This is a genomic window from Caballeronia sp. GAWG2-1, from assembly GCF_023631405.1.
Classification (GTDB): Bacteria; Pseudomonadota; Gammaproteobacteria; order Burkholderiales; family Burkholderiaceae; genus Caballeronia.
In genome coordinates, this window is record NZ_JALQDD010000043.1 from 82763 (window position 1) to 101931 (window position 19169).

Annotated in this window: 17 protein-coding genes; 9 read left to right on the top strand and 8 right to left on the bottom strand. The window is 63.0% G+C overall.

Going from position 1 to position 19169, the window contains the following annotated elements; translation table 11 throughout:
- The first annotated feature begins 233 nt into the window (after positions 1 to 233).
- From NCR98_RS30255 to NCR98_RS30285, 7 genes are all read left to right on the top strand, one after another.
- Positions 234 to 467: a hypothetical protein gene (locus NCR98_RS30255; RefSeq protein WP_250528167.1), complete on the top strand. Its 234-nt coding sequence runs from the start codon at positions 234 to 236 to the stop codon at positions 465 to 467.
- Between the two features lie 127 nt (positions 468 to 594).
- Positions 595 to 1713, top strand: coding sequence for an ABC transporter substrate-binding protein (locus NCR98_RS30260; protein ID WP_250469634.1), 1119 nt, complete (start codon positions 595 to 597; stop codon positions 1711 to 1713).
- 22 nt (positions 1714 to 1735) lie between these two features.
- Positions 1736 to 2671, top strand: coding sequence for an ABC transporter permease (locus NCR98_RS30265; protein WP_244831688.1), 936 nt, complete (start codon positions 1736 to 1738; stop codon positions 2669 to 2671).
- Positions 2668 to 3459, top strand: coding sequence for an ABC transporter permease (locus NCR98_RS30270; RefSeq protein WP_250528168.1), 792 nt, complete (start codon positions 2668 to 2670; stop codon positions 3457 to 3459). The genes NCR98_RS30265 and NCR98_RS30270 overlap by 4 nt, the downstream gene beginning before the upstream one ends.
- Before the next feature lie 18 nt (positions 3460 to 3477).
- Positions 3478 to 4548, top strand: a complete 1071-nt coding sequence (locus NCR98_RS30275) for an ABC transporter ATP-binding protein (RefSeq protein ID WP_250494874.1) — start codon at positions 3478 to 3480, stop codon at positions 4546 to 4548.
- A 278-nt stretch (positions 4549 to 4826) separates the two neighbouring features.
- Positions 4827 to 6134, top strand: coding sequence for a dicarboxylate/amino acid:cation symporter (locus tag NCR98_RS30280; RefSeq protein ID WP_250528169.1), 1308 nt, complete (start codon positions 4827 to 4829; stop codon positions 6132 to 6134).
- Positions 6135 to 6147: 13 nt separating this feature from the next.
- Positions 6148 to 7095, top strand: a complete 948-nt coding sequence (locus NCR98_RS30285) for an amino acid ABC transporter substrate-binding protein (RefSeq protein ID WP_244831684.1) — start codon at positions 6148 to 6150, stop codon at positions 7093 to 7095.
- A 9-nt stretch (positions 7096 to 7104) separates the two neighbouring features.
- Here NCR98_RS30285 and NCR98_RS30290 read toward each other — a convergent pair whose 3' ends face one another.
- Both NCR98_RS30290 and NCR98_RS30295 read right to left on the bottom strand, forming a co-directional pair.
- Positions 7105 to 8628 (bottom strand): glycosyltransferase family 39 protein, encoded by a 1524-nt coding sequence (locus tag NCR98_RS30290; protein ID WP_250528170.1) that lies wholly within the window; start codon positions 8626 to 8628, stop codon positions 7105 to 7107.
- A 113-nt stretch (positions 8629 to 8741) separates the two neighbouring features.
- Positions 8742 to 9698: a LysR family transcriptional regulator gene (locus NCR98_RS30295; protein ID WP_350029535.1), complete on the bottom strand. Its 957-nt coding sequence runs from the start codon at positions 9696 to 9698 to the stop codon at positions 8742 to 8744.
- A gap of 97 nt (positions 9699 to 9795) precedes the next feature.
- On the opposite strand from NCR98_RS30295, the gene NCR98_RS30300 reads away from it, so the two are divergent.
- Entirely contained in the window at positions 9796 to 10962 is a 1167-nt protein-coding gene (locus NCR98_RS30300; RefSeq protein WP_250528171.1) for a mandelate racemase/muconate lactonizing enzyme family protein, read from the top strand.
- A gap of 4 nt (positions 10963 to 10966) precedes the next feature.
- Here the strand turns inward: NCR98_RS30300 and NCR98_RS30305 are convergent, their stop codons facing one another.
- Positions 10967 to 11737, bottom strand: a complete 771-nt coding sequence (locus tag NCR98_RS30305; protein WP_250528172.1) for an SDR family NAD(P)-dependent oxidoreductase — start codon at positions 11735 to 11737, stop codon at positions 10967 to 10969.
- Positions 11738 to 11860: 123 nt separating this feature from the next.
- Between NCR98_RS30305 and NCR98_RS30310 the strand changes: the two genes are divergently transcribed.
- A complete protein-coding gene (locus NCR98_RS30310; protein ID WP_250528173.1) occupies positions 11861 to 13423 on the top strand; it encodes an FGGY-family carbohydrate kinase in 1563 nt (520 codons plus the stop codon).
- 29 nt (positions 13424 to 13452) lie between these two features.
- Here the strand turns inward: NCR98_RS30310 and NCR98_RS30315 are convergent, their stop codons facing one another.
- From NCR98_RS30315 to NCR98_RS30335, 5 genes are all read right to left on the bottom strand, one after another.
- Positions 13453 to 14277 carry an amidohydrolase family protein gene (locus NCR98_RS30315; RefSeq protein ID WP_250528174.1) on the bottom strand — a complete coding sequence of 275 codons (825 nt, stop codon included), beginning with the start codon at positions 14275 to 14277 and terminating at the stop codon, positions 13453 to 13455.
- 29 nt (positions 14278 to 14306) lie between these two features.
- On the bottom strand, positions 14307 to 15608 hold the full coding sequence (locus NCR98_RS30320) for an aspartate aminotransferase family protein (protein ID WP_250469626.1): 1302 nt from the start codon (positions 15606 to 15608) through the stop codon (positions 14307 to 14309).
- Between the two features lie 71 nt (positions 15609 to 15679).
- Positions 15680 to 17164: an amidase gene (locus NCR98_RS30325; protein WP_250528175.1), complete on the bottom strand. Its 1485-nt coding sequence runs from the start codon at positions 17162 to 17164 to the stop codon at positions 15680 to 15682.
- A 6-nt stretch (positions 17165 to 17170) separates the two neighbouring features.
- The gene (locus NCR98_RS30330; protein ID WP_250469624.1) at positions 17171 to 17833 is read right to left on the bottom strand and encodes a GntR family transcriptional regulator; all 663 of its coding nucleotides are present in this window, start codon (positions 17831 to 17833) and stop codon (positions 17171 to 17173) included.
- Between the two features lie 23 nt (positions 17834 to 17856).
- Positions 17857 to 19167 carry an amidase gene (locus NCR98_RS30335; RefSeq protein WP_250528176.1) on the bottom strand — a complete coding sequence of 437 codons (1311 nt, stop codon included), beginning with the start codon at positions 19165 to 19167 and terminating at the stop codon, positions 17857 to 17859.
- Positions 19168 to 19169: the final 2 nt, after the last annotated feature.

The window sequence follows — 19169 nt, forward strand, 5'->3', positions numbered from 1 at the left end:
GTGCGAATCCTCGGTGGGTTGTCACGGCTCTTCAGCAACAGCGTCGCGTCTCATGCGTTCCGACAGTGTCAGTATCGCTCAGGCGTGCGCGATTCAATAAAGCGCATTCGAAGCGCGTTCGCGGGTGGTCCACATTGCGGGATCGTGCTTCAACGCAGCTCGCGTTCCCTCGGCGGTTTGGGCTGCCATGCATCGACGAGTCGGCCGATAAAGAGCCGCACCTTCGGACTCGGATGCCGTCGCGTGGGAGACACCGCGCTAATGGGCACGCCCTCGGCGCCAAGCCGGAACGCAGCGGCGCGAGCGCGATTGCGCTCGGTTCGCTTGGTGGCGGCGCGGTCGTCGAACATCTCGGCATTGCTTCGACGATGCGCTTCAGCGCGATCCTCGCGGCGCTGAGTCCAATCGTGGTCGCGACGACGTTCGGCACGGGCCGCGCGCCGCCCAGCGAGCCTTCGAGGAACTGAAGGGTGCCGCCGATGCCGCGCATGGAGCCGGCTTTTTTGGCGGCTTGCCAAACGCGCTGATTGACTTTAGCCTGCATCGGCAATCGGCGGAACTCATCAACGCAATACCTTCCGGTATAGGACAAGAATGACGATGAAGCGTATCGGGACAGGCCGTGTTTTGTGCATCTGCGCCACGGCTGGATTGGCCGCGGGCAGCATCGGTCAGGCTGTGGCGGCGCCAACGGATGCGCTCATCGCAGCCGCGAAGCAGGAAGGGCAGTTGACCACCATCGCACTGCCGCATGACTGGTGCGGTTACGGCGCGGTCATCGCCGGGTTCCAGAAGAAGTACGGCATTCACGTCAACGAACTCAACCCCGACGCAGGCTCGGGCGACGAGATCGAAGCGATCAAGGCCAACAAAGGCAACAAGGGACCGCAGGCACCGGACGTGATCGACGTCGGTCTTTCGTTCGGCCCGACGGCGAAGAAAGAAGGCCTGTTGCAGCCGTACAAGGTGTCGACGTGGAGCGCGATTCCCGCCGAATCCAAGGACGCCGAAGGCTACTGGTACGGCGATTATTACGGCGTGCTTTCATTCGAAGTCAACACCGACATGATCGACAAGCCGCCGGCCGACTGGAGCGACTTGCAGAAGGCCGACTATCGCAACGCGGTTTCGCTCGCGGGCGATCCACGCTCGGCGAATCAGGCCATTCAGGGCGTCTATGCGGCGGGCTTGTCGCAGACCAAGGGCGACGCAAGCAAGGCGGATCAGGCAGGACTCAAATTTTTCGCCGATTTGAACAAGAGCGGCAACTTCGTGCCGGTGATCGGCAAGGCGGCGTCGCTGGCGCAAGGCACGACGCCGATCATCGTGCGCTGGGACTACAACGCGCTCGCCGACCGCGACACGCTCAAGGGCAACCCGAAGGTGCAGGTGATCGTGCCGAAGACGGGTGTCGTGGCGGGCGTTTATGTTCAGGCGATCAGCGCGTTTGCGCCGCATCCGAACGCCGCGAAGCTGTGGATGGAATACCTCTATTCCGACGAAGGCCAACTCGGCTGGCTTGCGGGCTATTGCCATCCAATGCGCTACAACGAACTCGTGGCGCAGAAGAAGGTGCCGCAGGCGCTGCTCGACAAGCTGCCGCCCGCATCGGCGTATAAAGGCGTCGTGTTCCCGACGCTGCCGCAACAGGACGCCACCAAGGACGTCGTCACCAAGGGCTGGGATCAGATCGTCGGCGCGAACGTGAAGTAAGCGTGACGCACGAGATCCCGCAATGAGCGTCTCTCCTCCGCAAGGCGCCGGGCCGGATCTGCTGGCGCCGGCCGCGCCCGTGCCGCCGGCCGGTGCCGCGCGCGCAAGCGGCGGCGCGAGTTGGCTCACGTATATCGGCGTGCTGCCGTTCTTCGTGTTCGCGCTGCTATTCCTACTGCTGCCTACGGGCTTCTTGATGGTGGGCGCGTTTCAGGACCCGCAGGGACACTTCACGCTCGTCAATTTCCGCGAGTTGTTCCAGCCGGGCGTGCTCGATGCCTACTGGATCAGCATGAAAGTCAGCGCGGCGTCGGCCGCGGGCGGCGCGATACTCGGCTCGCTGCTCGCGTGGGCGGCGGTGAAAGGCCAGTTACCCGCATGGATTCGCCCGACGCTCATGACCTTCTCCGGCGTGGCGTCGAACTTCGCGGGCGTGCCGCTCGCGTTCGCTTTCATTTGCACGTTGGGGCGCGTGGGTCTCGTCACCGTGCTGGCGCGCAAGTATCTCGGCTTCAATCTCTATTCCACCGGCTTCAGCATTCTGAGCTTCGCCGGACTGACCATCACATACCTGTATTTCCAGATTCCGTTGATGGTGCTCATCATCACGCCCGCGCTCGACGGTCTGAAGCGCGAATGGCGCGAAGCCTGCGATTGCCTCGGCGGGACATCGGCGCAGTACTGGCGTTATGTCGGCTTGCCGGTGCTGTGGCCGAGCTTGCTGGGCGCGGCGCTGCTCTTGTTCGCCAACGCGTTCGGCGCGGTCGCCACGGCTTATGCGTTGACCGGCAGCTCGCTCAATATCGTGACCATTCTGCTGTACGCGCAGATTCGCGGCGACGTGCTGCATAACCAGAACCTGGGTTACGCGCTCGCGCTCGGCATGATCGTGGTGACGGGGCTTTCGAACGGCGGCTATATCTGGTTGCGTGCGCGCGCCGAAAGGGGACGCCGATGAAATCGCAGTCGCGCGCGGGCGCCGCCATCGCGATGATCGTCGGCTCGCTATATTTTTTGATTCCGCTGATCGCCACATTCGAGTTCAGTCTGCGCATGCGTCGTGGCGAATACAGCTTCGACGCGTATCGCGTCGTACTCGGCGATCCGCATTTTCAGGCGTCGTTCGGCTATTCGGTGCTGATGGGCTTTCTCACCATCGTGATCGGCGTGCTGCTCGTGGTGCCGACCGCTTACTGGGTGCAGCTGCGCTTGCCGAAGCTGCGGCCCGTGGTCGAGTTCATCACGTTGCTGCCGCTCGTGATTCCGGCCATCGTCATCGTGTTCGGCTATCTGCGCATCTACAACAGCAGTTCGATCCTGCCGCTCACCGGCAACGAACGCGCGACCGACCTTTTGCTCGTGTTCGGCTATGTCACGCTGTCGCTGCCGTATATGTATCGCGCGGTCGACGCCGGCATGCGCGCCGTCGATATCCGCTCGCTCACCGAAGCCGCCGAATGTCTGGGCGCGGGCCGCGCGACCATACTTCTCAAAGTGATCTTCCCGAATGTGCGCTCGGGCATTCTGTCGGGCGCGTTCCTTACTTTTGCGGTCGTCATCGGCGAGTTCACGTTCGCGAGCCTGCTGGATCGTCCGGCGTTCGGTCCGTATCTGCAGTTGATCGGTGCGAACCGTGCCTACGAGCCGTCGGCGCTCGCGATCATCGCGTTCGTCGTCACCTGGGCCTCGATGGGGCTGATCCAGGTATTCGGTTCGGCGCGCGCGCTGGCCGGCCAGAAAACTTGAGCCTGAGGCACGCGACGCATGGCATTTCTTGAAATCGACAATCTTCACAAGGCGTTCGGGCCGAACATCGCGCTGCATCAGTTCGACATGAAAATCGAGCGCGGCGAGTTCATCACGTTCCTCGGTCCTTCTGGATGCGGCAAGACGACCGTGCTGCGCATGATCGCGGGCTTCGAGACGCCCACGCGCGGCACCATTCGTCTCGATGGCCGCGACGTCACGCATCTGCGTACGCGCGAACGAGCCGTCGGCATGGTGTTTCAATCGTATGCGCTCTTTCCGAACATGACGGTGGCGCAGAACATAGGCTTCGCGCTGCGAGTGGCGAAGCGTCCGCAGAAGGAGATGGACGAGCGCGTGGCGCAAATGCTCGAACTGATCAAGCTGCCGCATCTTGCCGAGCGTTATCCGTGGCAACTGTCGGGTGGCCAGCAACAGCGCGTGGCGCTGGCGCGCGCGCTTGCGAGCAAGCCGCAAGTGTTGCTGCTCGACGAACCGCTCTCCGCGCTCGATGCGAAGATCCGCGTCTCGTTGCGCGAAGACATTCGCGCGTTACAGCGCGAACTTGGAATCACGTCGATCTTCGTCACGCACGATCAGGAAGAGGCGCTATCCATTTCGGATCGCATCGTCGTGATGAACGAGGGGCGCGTCGAACAGGTCGGGCCGCCGCTCAACATCTATAACTTTCCGCGCACGCGCTTTGTCGCCTCCTTCGTCGGCACGCTCAACATTCTTGCGGGCCGCGTGATCGATCCCGCGACCGGACGCATGGCCGTGGACGGTCAGGAACTCGTGACGTCGCGCCAGTTGCCATCGGACGATGCCGGCCGGGAGCGGCTTCTCGCCTTGCGTCCCGAAGCGATCGTGCTGGAACCGCCCGCGAGCGGCCGCAATTCGCTGGCGGCAACCGTCGAGGAAATCAGCTTCCTCGGCGCGGTGGTGCGTATCCGCGCGCGGGTGAAAGACGCGGTAGTGTCGCTCGATGTCTTCAACGACCCGAACCGGTTGCTGCCCGAACGCGGCCAGCCGGTCGCGCTCGGCTTTTCGCACGAGAATCTCCTCGTGCTTGACGAGGACGCGCGTTAGGCAACGCGCCAAACGTGCCGTTGCGCAGCGCACCAGCGTCGCGGCGCCGTTCGGCGGGCGCGAGACTCGATCCTGTCGCTGCATTGCGGCACGCGTAGCGGATATATATGCGATGCATCGATGCCATCGCCGCGCATTTCGATTCCGGCAATTCAAACACCTTGCATGGCGGATTACGCCAATGCAATTCCCTTTTTGTTAAGGCACACTAAGCGGCAGCATCCGGTTTCGAGCTTTGCATCCCGCAAACCATCAAAGCAGTGAATGGAGGCTTCGAGATGAACCGAAAAAATAATGCGGCCATCTGGATCCTGGTCGCCATGCTGTTGGGCATCGGGATCGGCTACATGATCTACTCGAGCTTTCCGGACAAGAAGACTGCTACTGAAATCGCGGGCTACATCTCGCTCATATCGGACGTGTTTCTGCGACTGATCAAAATGGTGATCGGTCCGCTCGTGTTCTCCACGCTCGTCGTGGGTATTGCGCATATGGGCGATGCAGCCTCGGTCGGGCGCGTGTTTGCCAAGGCGCTCGGCTGGTTCGTCACCGCGTCGCTCGTGTCGTTGCTGCTCGGTCTCATGATGTCGAACCTGCTCAGGCCGGGCGAAAATCTCGGGCTGCCGTTGCCGGATATCGGCGCGTCGGCGAATCTGGCGACTTCCAAGTTCACGCTCAAGGACTTCGTGAGTCATATGGTGCCGAGGTCGTTCGCGGAAGCGATGACCAATAACGAAGTGCTGCAGATCGTCGTGTTCTCCATGTTCTTCGGTGTGGCGCTCGCCGCGCTGGGCGACAAGGGCAAGATTCTCGTCGCCGCCATCGACCAGCTCTCGCACGTCATGCTGAAGATCACCGGCTACGTGATGAAGCTCGCACCGCTCGCCGTGCTGGCCGCAATGGCGTCCACTGTCGCCGTCAATGGCCTGACCATTCTGCTCAAGTTCGCGGTCTTCATGGGCGACTTCTACTTGAGCCTGTTCATGTTGTGGGCGTTGCTGGCGCTCGCGGGTTTCCTGTTTCTCGGACCACGCGTGCTCAAGCTGCTGGGACTGATAAGAGAAGCGTTCATGCTCTCGTTCGCGACCGCGAGTTCGGAAGCTGCGTATCCGAAGATTCTCGATGCGCTCGACCGCTTCGGCGTGAAGCGCAAGATCTCCGCGTTCGTGATGCCGATGGGCTATTCGTTCAACCTCGACGGCTCGATGATGTACTGCACCTTCGCGACGTTGTTTATCGCGCAGGCCTACAACATTCCGCTTTCCATCGGCACGCAACTGACCATGTTGCTGGTGCTCATGCTGACATCCAAGGGAATGGCCGGCGTGCCGCGCGCGTCGCTCGTCGTGATCGCGGCGACGCTCAACCAGTTCGGCATTCCCGAAGCGGGTTTGTTGTTGATTCTCGGCGTGGACACGTTCCTCGACATGGGCCGTTCGGCCACGAACGCGGTGGGCAATTCGATTGCGAGCGCGGTGGTCGCCAAGTGGGAGGGCGAACTGATGACGGAAGCGGAAGCCGACGCCAACGCGGCGCGCATCGAAACCGAGCTCGAAGCGACCATCGCCCATCCGGCAGAAGGTTAAGCGGAGCCGCGCCATGAAGATGCAGCGATTCTGCTCGATGCTCGCGCTTGCGGGGACGTTGATCGCCTGTGCCGGAGCGCGAGCGCAGGACGATCCGCAAACGTCACGCGCTATTCCCGATAGCTTCGCGCCCGTCGCGCTCACGGGAACGCTCGCGAAGGTGCGAAAGAGCGGTGTCGTCGCGATTGGTTATCGCGAGGCATCGGTGCCGTTTTCGTATCTGAACGCGCGCCATGAACCTATCGGTTATTCCATCGAGTTATGCAAGTCGCTGGTGACGGCCATCGGCGATGCGATCAACCTGACGCCGACCATCCTGTGGGTGCCGGTTACGCCTGATAATCGTATCGACGCCGTGACGAGCGGCCGTGTCGATCTCGAATGCGGCTCGACGACCAGCAATATCGAACGCCAGAAACGCGTGGCGTTTTCGCCGATCATCTTCGTCGCGGGCACGAAGGTGATGGTCAAGAGCGGCTCGCCTATCGGCTCGTTTCGCGATCTCGCGGGCAAGAAGGTCACGTTGACCGCCGGCACCACGAACGAGAAGGCGCTGCGCGATCTGGACAGCAAGTTCCGGCTCGGCATTCAGTTGCAGATCGTGCCAGACCACGCGCAAGGCTTCGCGCAAGTGGCCGACGGCCATGCCGACGCATTCGCCACCGACGACGTCTTGCTCTACGGGCTGATTGCCGAGCACGCGGGCGCGGGCGGGTCGTACCGCGTGGTCGGCGATTACCTTTCGTATGAGCCGTACGGCATCATGTTTCGCAAGGACGATCCGCAGTTGGCGCAAGTGGTGAAGGACACATTCCAGGAACTCGCGGCGGATGGCGAAATGGACCGGCAATACAAGCGCTGGTTTTTGCGCCGCCTGCCATCGGGCACGAGCATCAATCTGCCGATGAGCGCGCAACTCGAGACCATCATTCAGACGACCGCGGGCACGGACGCGCAATGAAGATGCGCGCTATCCATAGACCTGTATGCCGCGCCAGAATTGCGGCCACGGTTGGCGCGGTGCTTCGCATACGAAGATATCGCGGCCACTTACCGTGCTGTTTGCAATGCCGAAGCGGTTCGTGAGACGCGCGGCCATACGGCACGACGCCAACTCACGCTGCACGATATCGCTCGGAAAACCCACGACGATCAGCGGCTTTGGCGGCGGGTCGCCGTATCCGCGAAACCAGTGTGAGTTGGTGCCGGAGATCGGGCTCGGCAGCTTCAAGCGCGCGCCGAATAGATCGATGGCGCCGGCCTGGCCCGTATCGGCGACGAGAATGCCGACGCTCGCACGTTGCCCCTCCGGAAGTGTGTCGCGAATGCGCGCGACGCTTTCCGCCATGTCGGGCCACCCGAGCTCTTCGTTGAAGTTGCCGCCATTGACGCGATCCGCAAAGCGCCACCATGTCGATCCGACCGGAGCAATCGGCAGTACGGGTGCCGCGCCCAGCACCGCGCCGATTGCGAGCACGACGCACACGGACCAGCGAATCGCCGCTGCGTGGCGCATGTTGAGCGATGCCATCCGTTGCTCCGCCCACACCGCGCCCGCCGCGAGCAACATCGGATAAGCAGGCGCCATATAGTAGTCGCGGCCCTTCGCCACGACGAACAACACGAGCGGCACGACGAACATCCAGCCAAGCACGCGAAACCGCTTTCCTTCCCCGACGGCGAAAAGATAGTAGAGTCCCGCGAGCCACAAGGGAACCGTGAACGGGCTTGTCGTGATCCAGAACTGACCGAGCAGGAATCCGTTGCCGCGTCCCATGCGGACGTCGCGAGCGTGAATGCTCTGCAGGAAATCCAGTGTGATGAAGTCGTGCTGAAACTGCCAGATCAAGTGAGGCAGCGCGATCACGCCGACGAGCGCGACGCCGAGCCATAGCCACGCGCTGCGGAAGTATCGACGGGCGGGTGTAAAGAGCAAGCCCGCGGCGATACCCGCTGCCAGAAACGCGATGGTGTACTTCGTCAACAAGCCGATGCCGATGGCAGCGCCAACGCCGAGACACCATCGTGCATCGTCCGTGGACAGCAGGCGCACCGCGCAGTATGCGGCCGCGACCCACCATAGATAGTCGAAACTGACGTACTGATAAAGCGCGCCCGCGCTCAACGCGACACTGCTAATAGCGGCGGCCAATGCGGCGACGATCTGCGCCCGTCTGCTTCCTCCGAGCTCGCGCGCAATCAGGCCCGTGAGCACGAAGGCGATGCCCATTGCCAGCGACGAGAAAAAGCGCAAGCCGGTCAGCGACGGCCCGAACAGCGCGAACGCGCCTCGCGCAAGAAACGGAATGAACGGCGGGACGCCGACGTAACCCCACGCGAGCGAGCGCGCGTCTTCCAACGTGGACAGTTCATCGCGATGAAAGCCGTATTCGCCATTGGTCGCGATATGCAAAATCACCAGCGCCGCAGCCCATGGAAGCAGTGGCGCGGTGTCGGCGAGTGAATGCGTTTTCAGGCTATCGGCTGGCCGCATGTCTCCTCCGCTTTTGCGGGCGACTTCAGCGTGCCGAGTCTCGCATCGTCCGACGCACAAGGCAAGTCGCGTGGCGCGCGTGATGCGAACGTTCGTGCCTGTACACAAGCGGATCAACGGCGGGCGCCGCGTTTTTTGCGCTCGCGCACGAGCTTGCCGGCATCGACGGGAATGAACGGCGCCTGAAAGCGCTCAACCAGGAAGTCGATGAACGCACGGGCGCGTGCGGTCTGGTTGCGTTGCCGCGGGTAATAGACGAAGAGATCGGCCGATGGCAGCACGGCGTTCGGCAGCACGATTTCGAGCCGTCCGCTCTGTACATACTTCGCCAGGTCCCATTCCGAGCGGATAAGAATGCCGTGTCCGTCGAGCGCCCAGCGCAGGACGATATCGCCATCGTTGCTGGATAACGCGCCGCGCACTTTCAGCGCTTCCGTGTGGTCTTCGTCGATGAATCGCCATACGCCATGGGCATCGTCGTTCTGCCGATGAATGATGCAGCGGTGCTGCAGCAGGTCTTCGATCTTTTCGGGCGTGCCGAAGCGTTCGAGATATTTCGGCGATGCGCAAAGAAAGCGCCGGTTGCTCATGATGCGTCGCGCGCTCAAGCGGCTGTCGGGCAGTTCGCCGAAGCGTATCGCCATATCGAACGCACCTTCGATCAGATCGACGGGCCGATCCGTCACTTCGAACTGAACCTCGACCTGAGGAAAGCGCTTTGCAAACTCGGACACGAGCGGCGCAATGGTCGTGCGGCCGAAGCCGAGCGTCGCGTTGATGCGCAGCAGCCCTTGCGGATCGGTGCGCGCGCCCGTGATCGCTTCTTCCATTTCGCGCACTTTCTCCACGATCTGCGTTGCATAGCGCAGATAGGTTTCGCCTTCCGGCGTGAGGCTGATGCTGCGCGTGGTGCGGTTGACGAGCTGCGCGCCCAGCCGCTTTTCCATGATGCCGAGCCGCTTGGTCGCTGCGGGCGGCGTGAGATCGAGTGCGCGCGCCGCGCCGGACATGCTCTTCAGTTTCGCGAGCAAGATGAAGAACTCGAAGTCCGTTGCCGAATCAGTATTCACTTTAAGTAAAAAATGAAATGAATGTGGGTGAATCTTAACCCGGCACTTCGCGGCTAACCTAACGTCTTCAATGAGCGAGTGCCGTCAGGAGACATTTATGAAGATCGTCGAAATCCGCGAAAAGACCGTTCCGATCAGTTCGCCCATCCGTAATGCATATATCGACTTCAGCAAGATGACGCTGAGTCTCGTCGCGGTCGTGACCGACGTGATCCGCGACGGCAAGCCTGTCGTCGGTTACGGTTTCAACTCGAACGGCCGCTACGGTCAGGGCAAACTCATGCGCGAGCGCTTCATTCCGCGCATCCTCGAAGCAGACCCGGGCACGCTCCTCGACGATACCGGCAACAACATCGATCCCCACAAGGTGTGGGCGACCATGTTCATGAACGAGAAGCCGGGCGGTCACGGCGAGCGTTCGGTGGCTATCGGGACCATCGACATGGCGATCTGGGACGCGGTCGCGAAGATAGAAGGCAAGCCGCTTTTTCAGTTGCTCGCGGACCGTCATGGCAATGGCCAGCCGGACCGCAAGGTGTTCGTGTATGCGGCAGGCGGCTACTACTATCCCGGCCAGGACCACGGCAAGCTCAAGGACGAGATGCGCAGCTACATCGACCGGGGCTATACGGTCGTCAAAAAGAAGATTGGCGGCGCTTCGCTTGATGAAGACCTGCGCCGTATCGATTCGATCCTGAGCATTCTGCAGGACGGCCAGAAGCTCGCGGTGGACGCCAACGGCCGCTTCGATCTCGACACGGCCATTCAGTACGCCAAGGCGCTCTCGCAATACGATCTCTTCTGGTACGAAGAGCCGGGCGATCCGCTCGACTTCGAGTTGCAAGCCACGCTGCGCAACTATTACGACAAGCCGATGGCCACCGGCGAAAACCTCTTTTCGATGCAGGACGCGCGCAACCTGATTCGCTACGGCGGCATGCGTGCCGACCGCGACTGGCTGCAGTTCGATTGCGCGCTGAGTTACGGTCTCGTCGAATATCTGCGCACGCTCGACATGCTGCATCAGCACGGCTGGTCGCCGAGCCGCTGCGTTCCGCACGGCGGGCACCAGATGTCGTTGAATATCGCGGCAGGGCTGGGGCTTGGCGGCAACGAGTCGTATCCTGATCTGTTCCAGCCCTACGGCGGTTTCCCGGATGGCGTGCAGGTCGAAAACGGCTATATCACCATGCCCGACTTGCCCGGCATCGGTTTCGAGGGCAAGGCCGACCTTTACGCCGAGATGACGAAGCTGTCGGCGTGACGCGTCACCAGATGGTGTAGCCCGCATCGGTGAGCAGGATGGTGCCGGTGATTGCGCTCGCCGCGTCCGACGCCAAAAACGCAATCGCCAATGCCACTTCCTCCGGTTCCACCATGCGGCGCATCGGCGTGTTGTCCATCCACGGTTTGAAGAAGCGCTCGTCCTTTGCCGTCACGTTCGACATGACCGTGTTGACATAGGTCGGCGCGACGCAATTGACGCGCACGTTGCGCTCCGCCCATTCGCCCGCGAGCGACTTCGTCAGATGATGCACCGCCGCTTTCGACGCGTTGTATTGCACCTGCCGTTGCGGTTTGTTGGAGATGACGCCGGACATGGAACCCACGGTCACGATCGAGCCTTTGCCCTTGGCGAGCATATGACGCCCGAACGCGCGGCACGTCCAGAACGTGCCGTTGAGATTGGTGTCGATCACCTTGAGCCACGCTTCGTTGCTCATCTCCTCGGCGGGCGTGTCGGGCCACGCAATGCCTGCGTTGGCGACGAGTACATCGACCGCTGCGCCGCCATTCAGTTCGAGCGCGACGCGGTCGCATTGATCCGGGTCGGTGACGTCGAGCACCACGCCGCTGGCATCGACGCCGGCCGCGCGCAGCTTGTCGACGGCTTCGCTCACCGCATGATCCGTCAGGTCCGATACGGTCACCGCCGCGCCCGCTTCGCCTAACGCGATGGCGGTCTGAAAGCCAATGCCCCGGCTGCCGCCGGTGATGAACGCGTGCCGCCCTGCGAAGCTTTGCTTGTCCACTTTCATGCGAATCTTTCCACGGGTTGTGTTGAGATAGGGAAACGGGTTCGGCCTCATGCGCGTCGTTTCGATGACGCGCGAACCCTCGCTGCACTATATTTCAATTTCTTCAACTCATGGATCGCGACGATGAGCGGTGGCTACCTGATCGGCCTGGACTACGGAACGGATTCGGCAAGAGGCGTGCTGGTGAATATCGAAAGCGGCGAGGTGTGCGCGACGCATGCGCATCGGTATCGGCATGGCACGCTCATAGACGCGCTTCCGGGCGGGTTGCCGCTGAAGGCGGGCTGGGCTTTGCAAAACGCGCCGGATTATCTCGAATGCGCCGAGGTCATTCTCCCGGCGCTCGGGCGTGGGAAGCGTATCGAGGCTATCGGCATCGGGTTCACGGCGAGTTCGCCATTGCCCGCGTCGGCGGACGGAACGCCGCTTTCCACGCGATTCCCCGACGATCCGCACGCTTACGTCAAGCTCTGGAAGCATCACTCGGCGCAGCCCTGGGCCGACGAGATCAGCCGTGAACGCGGCGTGCATCTGACTAAGTCGGGAGGCAAGACTTCCGGCGAATGGTTGCCCGCGAAGGCGGCGCAGCTTGCCGCGGAAGCGTCCACACTTTGGGCGCAGACGGAGCGATTCATCGAGGCGGGCGACTGGCTCGTGTGGCAGCTCACCGGAACGGAGGCGCGAAGCTCCGATATGGCGCGCTACAAGGCCCACTATTCGGATGCGGGTTATCCACCCCTTGGCGTCGATGGACTCGCCACGCGATCGAGCGCGCCGAAGCGTATTGGATCGTCGGCGGGAACGGTGCGGCGCGAGTGGATCGAGCGCACAGGCATGCTCGGCGAACCGGCCGTGGCGGTCGCGGCTATCGATTCGCACGTGATTCTTCCCGCGCTCGGCGCGACGCAAGCGGGCACGCTCGTCGGCGCGCTGGGGACATCGGCGGTGTACATGTTGCTCGATGACACCGAGCGTCCCTTGCCCGACGGTATCGAAGGCGTGGCGAAGGATGCGGCGCTTCCCGGTCTATGGTGCTACGAAGCAGGGCAGGCCGGTTTCGGCGATGCGCTCGCGTGGTTCGTCAAAACCGCGCCGCTGGCGGAGGACTTGCCAGCGAACTTCTCGGCGTACAACGCGAGCGCGGCGCGTTTGCGGCCGGGTGGGTCGGGGCTCCTCGCGCTCGACTGGTGGAACGGCTGCCGCGTGCCGCTTTCCGACCCGCAGGTGAGCGGCATGCTGCTTGGCTTGCGCACGACCACGACACGCGCGGAGATTTATCGGGCGATGATGGAATCGCTGTGCTTCGGCGCACGCACGATCATCGAGCTGATGCAGAGCGAGGGCGCGCCGGTCACGCGGACCATCCTCGCGAGCGGCTTGAGCGAGAACAATCGCTTCCTGCTCCAGTTGATGGCGGACGTGCTCGGCAAGCCGGTCTCGGTGCCCGACATGCACAACGCAACGGCGGTCGGCGCCGCGATTCATGGCGCCGTCGCGGCGGGCGTGGTGCGGGATTTCACGGACGGTGCGGCTCGCTTCGGCGCGCGGGCGTTCCAGCATTTCGAACCGGACGCCGCGTCGGCGGATGTTTATGAAGCGTTGTTCGAGCAGTATCGGATGCTTGCCTCGCGTGCGGAATTGCGTAAGGCCATGCACGTGGTTTCGCGGCTTGCGTTGCCTCGGTGATTCGATTCAATGCGTTCGGGCGCACGCTTTCAAAAGCCAAATAGCCGACGCGGCGTCTCCCACTGAATCTGCCGCCGGACCTGCGCGTCCGGGACGATCTTCTCGAAGAGCGCAAGCAGCGGCCCATAATCCATCCGCTCTGGCGCACGCAAGAACGGCCAATCGGAGCCCCAGATGCAATGCTCCGGTCCGTATGCGCGCAGCAGCGCGTGAGCGTAGGGCCACACGTCCTCATACGGATACGCTTCGTGCGCATACTTTTGCCAGCCCGACAATTTGACCGTCGCGCGCCCGGTCTCTGCGAGCCGAAGCACCGCCTGAAAGCCTTTCTGATCGATGCCATCCGCGCTATCGGGCCGGCCGGCATGATCGATCAAGACATTCACCGGTTGCCGCGCGAGCCAGGGCTCGAGCGTCGCCATCTGATCGCCAACCACCTGAATCTGCGCGAACATCTCGAGGTCCGCGAGCGACGCGAAAAGCTCGCCTGCATTCAGCACGAGTTCGACGCCTTCCATCGCCGGGTTGAACGCGACGCCGACCACACCCGCATTGCGCAGCGCAGTCAGTTCGCTTCGGCCGATGTCGTTATCCACCACCGCAATGCCGCGAAACCGCGCCGGGTAAGTCTGCAACGCGTCGACGAGACAACGGTTGTCGGTCCGGTAGCCGCTCGTCGGGCCAACCAGCAGCGCATGACGCACGCCGTAGGCATCCATTACGCGAATCAGTTGCGCGGCGGTGCCGAGTTCCTGACCTTCAGGGCGATACGGCGTGTCGTCGCGATACGGAAAGCGCGCAGGATCGAAGATATGGCAATGACAGTCGATCCTGTCTTCATCGAAAAGGCTCATGGGTTGATCCGGTTGGAAGATTGACCCGCTCAGAGCGAGCGCTGAATGGCTTGTCCGAGCAAATCGAGACCGAGGTCGATCTCTTCCTCGCGCACGGTCAGCGGCGGCGCAATGCGGAACACGCCGCCCATGCCCGGCAACTGCACGATATTCATGCTGAGGCCGAGATTCATGCACTCGCGCGTGATCTTCGCGCCGAGGCCGTCATCGGGCTGCTTGGTTCGGCGATCCTTGACGATCTCCACGCCGAGCAGAAGACCGCGTCCGCGAACATCGCCGATACAGTCGAAGCGCTCCATCAGATTTTGCAAGCCGCGCCTGAGTCTTTCGCCCATGATGTTCGCACGCGCGACGAGTCCTTCGCGCTCGACGACGTCCAGCACGCGCAGACCGACGGCGGCGGGGAGCGGGTCGGACACGTGCGTCGTATAGAAGAGATAGCCGAGTTCGTGCGCGCGCTCCTCGATGGCCGCCGACGTGACGATGGCCGCGAGCGGCAGCCCCGCGCCGAGTGTCTTCGACAAGGTGAGAATGTCGGGCGTGACGCCGTCGCGCTGGCACGCGAACATGTTGCCCGTGCGGCCGATGCCCGTTTGCGCTTCGTCGAGAATCAGCAGCATGCCGCGCTCCTCGCACTTGCGCTTGAGCGCTGCCATGTAACCTTCGGGCAATTCGATGATGCCGCCCGAACTCAGGATCGGCTCCGCGATGAACGCGGCGAGATTGCCGCTCGACTGGCGGTCGATGAGCGCGAACGCGTAGTCCAGTTCCGCGAGGTAATCGTAGGCGCCGTTGCGCTCGAACTGCGGCCGGTAAGTGAACGGAGCCGGAATCGCGAACGAGCCGACCGCAGCCGGGCCCACGCCCTTGCGGCCCGCGCTGTAGGTCGCGGCGGCCGCGTGCCCGGTCATGCCGTGCCACGACTGCGCGAAGCCGACGACCTCATAACCGCCGGTGACGAGCTTCGCCATGCGGATGGCTGCTTCGTTCGACTCGGCGCCCGTGCTGAGCAACAGCGCGCGGTCGAGGCCTTCGGGCGTGATGTCGGCGAGGCGCGTCGCCAGATCGACGACAGGCCGCGAAAGCATCCCGCTGAAGAGATGGTCGAGCTTGCCGGCGTATTCGCTGATGACCGCGACGATCTCGGGATGGCTGTGGCCGAGCACCGCGCTCATCTGTCCCGAGGTGAAGTCGAGAATGGGACGATCATCCGCGTCGTAGACGAAGCTGCCCTTCGCACGTTCGATGATCATGGGTTCGAACGTGCCGCCGTAGCGGATCAGATGCTGCTTCGCGTTGCGCCAAAACGTTGCGTCGTTATTCCGGGACACCGTGCATCTCCTCGCGAATGGGAAGAACCTGCAGTCTAGACGACGCTTCGCGAATCGCCCACACCTTCCCTTCAGACGATGACAGGCGGATGCGTCACGATCGACTTCAGTTGCGGCACCGGCGCGCGCAAGGCGCTCAAGTCGGGCGTCGGGCGCTCGAGCGATTCGTCCCCGGCGAACGCGGTTTCGAGTGCTTCGGCGATATCGAGCACGCGCGCGTCGCCACGCAGCGCGCCGACCAGTTGCAGACCGAAGGGCATGCCCGATTGATCCATTCCGCAAGGCAACGAGAGCGCGGGATTGGTCATCATCGAGATGACGTATGTGAGTCCGAGCCAGCGATAGTACGTGTCGAGCGGCCGACCGTTGATCGCTTCCAGATGCCATTGCGACCATGGAAATGGCGTAATGGAAGTGGTCGGCGACACGATCACGTCATACCGTTGCACATGTTCCTGAAAGCGCCGGTACAAACGGGTCTGCGTGACGTGCGCGCCCACGACATCGGCGAGCGTCATCTTCACGCCCATTTCGTAGTTCGCGCGCGTGTTCGGGCCGAGCAGCGACCGATCGCGCTCATAGGCTTCGCGAAACTGCGCGACGAAGTTCTGCGCGCGGATCACGTCGAAGCAGCGGTCGCTGTCACGCATGTCGATATCGACCGGCTCGCACACCGCGACATGCCGCGCGACGGCTGCCATTTTCTTGCGAAAGGTGGCGCGCGTGGCGTCGTCGAGCGCGCAGGTGCCGAAGTCCTCCGTGAAGCCGATGCGCAACGTAGCGGCATCGATTGGACAATGCTTCGTGAAGGTATCGGCATCGACTTCGTAGGAAAGCGGATCGCGCGCATCGAAGCCCGCTTGCGCGGCGAGCAACAGACGCGTGTCGGCGACGGTACGCGCCATTGGTCCACTGACGGTGATGGGCGCCCAGCCCAGGTCCTTGCGATCGCCAGGCACGAGCCCCGGCGATGGCCGAAAGCCCACGACGCCGCAATACGCGGCCGGAATGCGCAACGAGCCGCCGGTGTCCGAGCCCGTGCACAGCGGCAACATGCCGGTGGCAAGCGCAACTGCCGACCCGCCCGACGATCCTCCCGCGTTGAGCAACGGCGCGAAGGGGTTGCCGGTTGCGCCCCACACGACGTTGCGCGTGTTCGCGCCCGCGCCCATTTCCGGCGTATTGGTCTTGGCCGTGACGATGGCGCCTGCCGCGCGAATGCGCGCGACCATGGCGTTGTCGGCCTCGGGCACGTGGTCGCGATACATCGCCGAGCCATATGTCGTGAGCACGCCCGCGGTCTCTTCGAGGTCTTTCACGCCGATGGGCAGACCATGCAGCAAGCCCGGCGCTTCGCCGCGCATGAGCGCGTGTTCCGCGTGCCGTGCCTCGATGCGTGCGCGCTCGAAGCAGATCGCGGCCATCGCATTGACCGAAGGGTTGAGGGCCTCGATACGCGCAATGCTCGCATCGAGTAATTCCACCGGCGAGATTTCGCGAGTGGCGATGAGCCTGCGTGCATCGACAGCGGAAAGAGAAGCGAGCGTGTCATCCATGATCGATCAGGCCGCCGCTTGGGCGAAAGATTGTTCGACGCACGCGGCTATGGCATTGCGCGTGTTTTCGAGGTGCGCGCGTGTCTGCTCGTGCACGGCGCGGCCATCGCGCGCGCGGTAGGCATGCAGCAAGCCCGCATGCTCGTGATTATTGCTGTCCATGATATCGCCCTTGACGTACATCGACAGCGACACATAAGGCCGTGCGACGAGCGACAACCCTTCGACCAGATCGAAGAGGCGCGTGCCTGTTTCGCTCGCCATCAGATGCTGATGGAACTCTTCGTTGAGAATGGCCCAGGTCTCGGAAGAGGTCGTCGCGCACATTGTCTGATGCACGGCTTCGGCGGCGGCAAGACTCGTTTCGCTTGCGTTGGCGCAGGCACGTTCGGCGAGCATCGGTTCGAGCACCATGCGCAGTTCGTAGATCTCGGTGACATCGGCGGCGGTGAGTTCACGCGTGACGACACCCTTGTTCGGATCGATAGCGACGAGCCCTTCGGCGCGCAAGTCGCGAAACGCCTCGCGCACAGGCGTCGTGCTGACGTTGAGCCGCTTGGCCACTTCCTCCTGGCGAAGCCGCGTGTTCGGCGGATAAATACCCTGCAAGATTTCCGCGCGCAGCGTGCCGAGAACATATTGCGCGATGGTGCGAAATGGCTGGCTCAACGTCGTCTCCTTGATTTGTGTGTTCAGTCGGGCAGCGCGCGTCGCTCGAACCCGAGCATGCCTTCGACCGATGCAGCGATGCGGAGCAGCTTCAGATCGTCGCCATATCCGCCGACGAGTTGCAAGCCGAGCGGCAAGCCCGCATCGGTCCAACCGGACGGCACCGTGACGGCGGGCGCACCCATCAAACTCCACGGCGCGCAGAAGCGTGCGTCGCCCGTATCGCCGAGACCTTCGGGCGCCGCGCCGCTCGATGGCAAGGTCACGAGCGCGTCGTAACCTTCGAGCAATTGCTGCGAACGCACGCGCAGTTCGGCTTGCAACAGCAACGCGTCCTGATAGCGTGTGAGCGGCATGGCGGCACCCTCGGCAAGCAATGCGCGCATGTGCTCGCTGATCAGTTCGGGCTTGCGCGCGGCCGCGTCGCCAATAGCGCGATGCGCTTCGATCGCGAGTATCGTCAGCGTGGCTTCGCGCATCTGTTGCAGGTCCGCGCCGTAGTCCAGTTCGACGATACGCGCGCCGCCTTCGCGCAGACGTTGCAGCGATGCCTCGAAGCTCGCGCGTTGATGCGGCGCGATCAGTTGGTCCCAGAAGGGCGTGCGTACGACGCCAAGCCGGGGCGCTCCGTTGCCGCCATCGAAATAGGCGCGCCAGGAGGCTTTATCGGCGAGGGTCTCGGGCGCGGCATCGACGAAAAGCGCATGGGCTACCGCGACATCTTCCGCCGAGCGCGCGAAGAAGCCGATGTGATCGAGCGAAGCCGCAAGCGGATGCACGCCTTCGGTCGCGATCTTGCGATACGTGGGCTTGTAGCCGACCACGCCGCAATAAGCAGCCGGACGAATGACCGAGCCGACCGTCTGCGTGCCGATGGCAAGCGGCACGATGCCCGCTGCCACCGCCGCCGCCGAGCCGCTCGACGAACCGCCCGGCGTATGCGCGCGGTTCCACGGATTGACCGTCGCGGCGGGACCGCGCCAGGCGAACTCCGTCGTCGCGGTCTTGCCGAAGACGATGCCGCCGAGCGCGCGAATGGAAGCGACGATGCGCGCGTCATGAACCGGCCGATGGCCGCTGTAAATCGCCGAACCATAGGACGTGGGCATGTCGTGCGTATCGGCGAGATCCTTCACGCCGATTGGCACGCCCGCAAGCGGGGCCGTTACGGCGTCGCGCACGCTGTAGACATCCGGACGATGCACGAAGGCGCGCAGCCACGGATCGAGCAAGTCGGCGCGCGCCTGCGCCTCTTGCAAGGTGGCGCGCACCGCCGCTTCGTCGTGGCGATTGGCGAAGAGAGTCGCGAGCAATGAGCGAGGCTGATCGGTCATCG

What these genes read in the sequence shown, in the direction of transcription:
- NCR98_RS30255 (WP_250528167.1), top strand. Translation starts at nt 234, where the DNA reads ATGCCGTCGCGTGGGAGACACCGCGCTAATGGGCACGCCCTCGGCGCC.
- NCR98_RS30260 (WP_250469634.1), top strand. Translation starts at nt 595, where the DNA reads ATGACGATGAAGCGTATCGGGACAGGCCGTGTTTTGTGCATCTGCGCC.
- NCR98_RS30265 (WP_244831688.1), top strand. Translation starts at nt 1,736, where the DNA reads ATGAGCGTCTCTCCTCCGCAAGGCGCCGGGCCGGATCTGCTGGCGCCG.
- NCR98_RS30270 (WP_250528168.1), top strand. Translation starts at nt 2,668, where the DNA reads ATGAAATCGCAGTCGCGCGCGGGCGCCGCCATCGCGATGATCGTCGGC.
- NCR98_RS30275 (WP_250494874.1), top strand. Translation starts at nt 3,478, where the DNA reads ATGGCATTTCTTGAAATCGACAATCTTCACAAGGCGTTCGGGCCGAAC.
- NCR98_RS30280 (WP_250528169.1), top strand. Translation starts at nt 4,827, where the DNA reads ATGAACCGAAAAAATAATGCGGCCATCTGGATCCTGGTCGCCATGCTG.
- NCR98_RS30285 (WP_244831684.1), top strand. Translation starts at nt 6,148, where the DNA reads ATGAAGATGCAGCGATTCTGCTCGATGCTCGCGCTTGCGGGGACGTTG.
- NCR98_RS30290 (WP_250528170.1), bottom strand. Translation starts at nt 8,628, where the DNA reads ATGCGGCCAGCCGATAGCCTGAAAACGCATTCACTCGCCGACACCGCG.
- NCR98_RS30300 (WP_250528171.1), top strand. Translation starts at nt 9,796, where the DNA reads ATGAAGATCGTCGAAATCCGCGAAAAGACCGTTCCGATCAGTTCGCCC.
- NCR98_RS30305 (WP_250528172.1), bottom strand. Translation starts at nt 11,737, where the DNA reads ATGAAAGTGGACAAGCAAAGCTTCGCAGGGCGGCACGCGTTCATCACC.
- NCR98_RS30310 (WP_250528173.1), top strand. Translation starts at nt 11,861, where the DNA reads ATGAGCGGTGGCTACCTGATCGGCCTGGACTACGGAACGGATTCGGCA.
- NCR98_RS30315 (WP_250528174.1), bottom strand. Translation starts at nt 14,277, where the DNA reads ATGAGCCTTTTCGATGAAGACAGGATCGACTGTCATTGCCATATCTTC.
- NCR98_RS30325 (WP_250528175.1), bottom strand. Translation starts at nt 17,164, where the DNA reads ATGGATGACACGCTCGCTTCTCTTTCCGCTGTCGATGCACGCAGGCTC.
- NCR98_RS30335 (WP_250528176.1), bottom strand. Translation starts at nt 19,167, where the DNA reads ATGACCGATCAGCCTCGCTCATTGCTCGCGACTCTCTTCGCCAATCGC.